5 protein-coding genes are annotated in these 3,775 nt (G+C 34.8%); all 5 read right to left on the reverse strand.

The genetic code is table 11. From position 1 onward, the window contains the following. Positions 1-53: 53 nt before the first annotated feature. Positions 54-323 (reverse strand): hypothetical protein, encoded by a 270-nt coding sequence (locus JOC28_RS10530; protein WP_205010625.1) that lies wholly within the window; start codon positions 321-323, stop codon positions 54-56. A gap of 31 nt (positions 324-354) precedes the next feature. Continuing rightward, the gene (locus JOC28_RS10535; protein WP_205010626.1) at positions 355-1,701 is read right to left on the reverse strand and encodes an LXG domain-containing protein; all 1,347 of its coding nucleotides are present in this window, start codon (positions 1,699-1,701) and stop codon (positions 355-357) included. A gap of 58 nt (positions 1,702-1,759) precedes the next feature. Continuing rightward, positions 1,760-2,074 carry a DUF4176 domain-containing protein gene (locus JOC28_RS10540; RefSeq protein WP_205010627.1) on the reverse strand — a complete coding sequence of 105 codons (315 nt, stop codon included), beginning with the start codon at positions 2,072-2,074 and terminating at the stop codon, positions 1,760-1,762. Next, complete coding sequence (locus tag JOC28_RS10545) at positions 2,064-2,750, reverse strand: hypothetical protein (RefSeq protein WP_205010628.1); 687 nt, start codon at positions 2,748-2,750, stop codon at positions 2,064-2,066. Before JOC28_RS10545 ends, JOC28_RS10540 begins: the two co-directional genes overlap by 11 nt. Positions 2,751-2,767: 17 nt before the next feature. Next, on the reverse strand, positions 2,768-3,775 hold a 1,008-nt coding region (locus JOC28_RS10550; protein ID WP_205010629.1), incomplete at its 5' end, for a hypothetical protein.

Genomic DNA, 3,775 nt, shown 5'->3' on the forward strand with positions numbered 1-3,775 from the left:
CAAAAATCAGATAGTAATCTCAAAATATCTACTGTCTAAAAATTATTTTCTCTTTAAAGCATTGAAATACTTGACAATTGGTAGAAAATATAAGCAAAACCAAATATTGGGATAAGTTCAGGTGAGTAATAGCCTTTATTTTGAAAAGTAATATTGTAATAACCAAAAATTATCGGTAGAATCTCTATCAAAACAATAAGGGGAACTATTGCTCGATTGGTTTTCTTAGCACCTTCAGTATTCAACAGAGCTGATTTATCTGCAACCAAGGCTTGATTTGTTTTCAAGTCTAAGTAAACTGCGCATCCATCTGTCTCACCCACATAAATTCTTCGTCTAAACCAGATCATTTTGTTACCATGCCTTAAAAACATCTGTTGTAATATCTGACCATTCTAATTTATCATGAGTCGATTCGTCGTAAATTGTTTCAAGTACATTACCCAAAACACTCCCCAAATATGCTCCAGCTACTGTACCTACTATTGGAATTGGAATAGCACTACCAATTACAGAGCCTACATATGTTGTAGCCAGAGCTATCCCTGTATGTGCAACCGCATCAATTGCAGCCGACTGAGCTCCATATTTGTCCTTTCGCTCTAAATAAGTTGAAGTACCCTCTAAGACAGAACCCAATGTCCCAAGATATCCAACATTACCTTTATATGACCACTTCCCTGCTGCACTTGTAACGCTGCTACCTTTAAGTCCATCTACAACTATATCTTCAGCATCATCTACAAGTGAAACAGAATCACTATTTTGAACTACATTATTCAAATTCTTCATTTTCTGCCAAAGGTTATCTCCTGTAAATGCACCATTTTGAACTGCTTTTATTGTTTCATAAGACTCCATAGAAACTCTAACAAAAGTCCTATTATAATCAGCAAATGTTGCCGCAGTTGATAAACCTTCGGCAACATTTTGAGATAGACTCTCATTGTTTACTAACCAAGGAATTAATTCTTCATCTACCTGAGCCGTTGGAAAACGGTCACCATACCTAGAAATAACTTCTAAGTCCTTATCAGTCACCTCTTTGTTGTTCTTTGCTTTTTCTACTACAATATTATATTCCGAAATTAATTCTTCACGTTCTTTAATATCTTTCGAAATTGTTTTTTTCCACTCAAGACTAACATTATCATAAGTTGGAAATCCATTAATAGGATTAAATCCATTAAAATCTGCCACAACTTGAGCTGTCCCTGACTTAAGGGCTCCTTCAAGTGCAAAAATATTACTAACGATTGTTGAAGATTGGCGGTCAAACTCGTTAAGTTTTCTCAACTTCTCTCGGGTCTTATTCAGGTCACTTTGTAATGAGCTGGCATAATCACTGGCTTGTTTACGTGTGGCAGCTGTAACATTCTCATCTTTTGAGAGAGTTCTAACAAGATTTTGAGCCGTTATAACACTAGCCTGCTTGCTATTAATCTCAGCTTCCAACTGATCACTATCTAAACTCTCACCTCCACAAAGGCTGGCATAGGTTGAGGAAAGTGTACTTGCGGCACTTCCTACTGCTTCAGTATAGATAATAAGTCCCTGAAGCAATGGCGTTAAAACACTAGCTTGGTAATTCTTGGCACTATCATAGGCCTTACCTTTTAAGTCACTTGCTCCTGCAAATTGTGCAAATGAACTTAGGGCTTGATTCAAAGCCTGCGAACGGCTGTTACTTGCGGTTGACACACTACTTCCCATAGCTGACAAGCCACTAGCTATCTTATTGAATGAGATTTACTCTAAGCTAATTTTGATTTTCCATATTTTCAACTTTGAAATGGGGAACTGTAATACGCTCAAATTGCTGCTTAAAAATTTTTTGTGCTTCTTCCTCACTTTCATCTACATATCCCTCAAAAAAGATTTCTGCAATGTCTTCTTCATTAAAAAAATAATTCTCCTCACTATTGAGTCCTGTAGGGTAAATACAGGCCGCATAGTCAAAATAACCAACCTCTCCCTTGTTTTCATATAAGGGATAACGTCCAATAACCATTACTTTTATATCACCATCATTCAAGCGAACAACACTTCCTAATGGTAAAATTTTAATAGACATTCTTCTCTTTCCTTTCTTCTGCAAAATTAACATTCAACTTTCCTTGTTGGTATTTTCTAACAATGTGTAACCACGTAGCAGGGTTATTTTCAAACCACATAATCCAAGTAACTCCTGGAATTATACCAAATAATGAAAGCATAAATATAGAGCTGTTGATCGGCGTTCCAATAAGATTTCCTGCTTGATTTACTTTATAAAAAATAAAAATGATAGCAGGATTACAAAGGGTGATTAATATACGCCCAATGTAGATTTCAATAAAATTCCTCCATGAAACATTTCCATTTACGCAAAATTTATCCCAATACTTATTATTTACTAGTGCTCCTTCAAAATTTTCTCTAGTTGCACAAGATGATACCGTAATATTATCAAAAAGAGCTTTATGAGTTACATATATTAATACAAAAGCCTCAATAAACCACAACAATACTAAATAATACAGCGTTTCTACTGTCCATTTTCCAGAAAATGCTATTTTAATTGGTACAAATTTTATAAAAGTACTTAGAATAATCAAAATAAACAATACATATGCGATGTTACTTCTTTTTATCTGTTTTTCCGAAGAGTGCAATACACTCTTTTTTGCAATAATTGCATCTTTACTCTTTTTATCATAGTAAACAGTACCTCTTGGTGAGATTCCTAAATAAATTTTTCTCTTAAACATTTCGTTTCACCACTTTTCTACCACAAACTAAAATTATCCAAATCCCAGTCATTATGAACCAATCCATCATACAATGTATTTAAAGTTCCACCTACTAAGTAACCACCTACTGCTCCAACAACAGTACCAACTACAGGAATTGGAATAGCACTACCAATCAACGAACCAGCATATATTGAGGTTACAGCTGTACCTGTATGAGCTACTCCATCAATCATTGCTGCTTGTTCCCCATACTGCTCCCTTCTATCAAAATAAGTACTTACACCATCAAATACTGCTACTGCACCTCCTAAAACACCTATACTTTTAGCAGTATTTTTTACTGTTAAACCACCTGGTTTTTTACCCACTTTAATAGCATTCCAGCCAGACTTTAGATCATCAATTGATAGCCCTTCTCCCCCAATTATATTGTTTACTTTTTCAAATGATGCAATCCATTCAGAGTTTTTCATAACATCTTCAGATATATCCATAAATTTACTAAAATCTTTCGCTTTTAATGCTCTAGATAATTCACCGGCTTTTTCTGAACTAGCAACCGTCTCCACTATTACAGCTTTATAAATATTGAAGTAGTCATAAATAGAACTCCCCTTACTCATGGCATCAACTGCATCCTTAGATTTTTCAATACCAAAGTATCTATTTAGTGCTTCCTGTATTTCTTTGTCAAGTTTTTTACTAGGATTTTTATCTGAATAGGTTACCAGAAATTCAACATCTTCATCAGTTAATTCTTTATAATCATAAACTTTTTGTACAATTCTATCATATTGATTATTACTCTCCACTTCAGAAATATAAGTTGCATCAATTGTTGCTCGCCTCTTATTCCATGCAAGCTGTGTTTCTTTCACCCACTCTAAATCACCTGTATCATAACTTGGAAATCCTGTTGTGGCACTAAATCCATTAAAATCTGCTACAACTTGAGCTGTCCCTGACTTAAGGGCTCCTTCAAGTGCAGAAATATTACTAACGATTGTTGAAGATTGGCGGTCAAACTCGTTAAGTTTTCT

The organism is Streptococcus loxodontisalivarius (genome assembly GCF_016908645.1).
Classification (GTDB): Bacteria; Bacillota; Bacilli; order Lactobacillales; family Streptococcaceae; genus Streptococcus; species Streptococcus loxodontisalivarius.

What these genes read in the sequence shown, in the direction of transcription:
- JOC28_RS10540 (WP_205010627.1), bottom strand. Translation starts at nt 2,074, where the DNA reads ATGTCTATTAAAATTTTACCATTAGGAAGTGTTGTTCGCTTGAATGAT.
- JOC28_RS10545 (WP_205010628.1), bottom strand. Translation starts at nt 2,750, where the DNA reads ATGTTTAAGAGAAAAATTTATTTAGGAATCTCACCAAGAGGTACTGTT.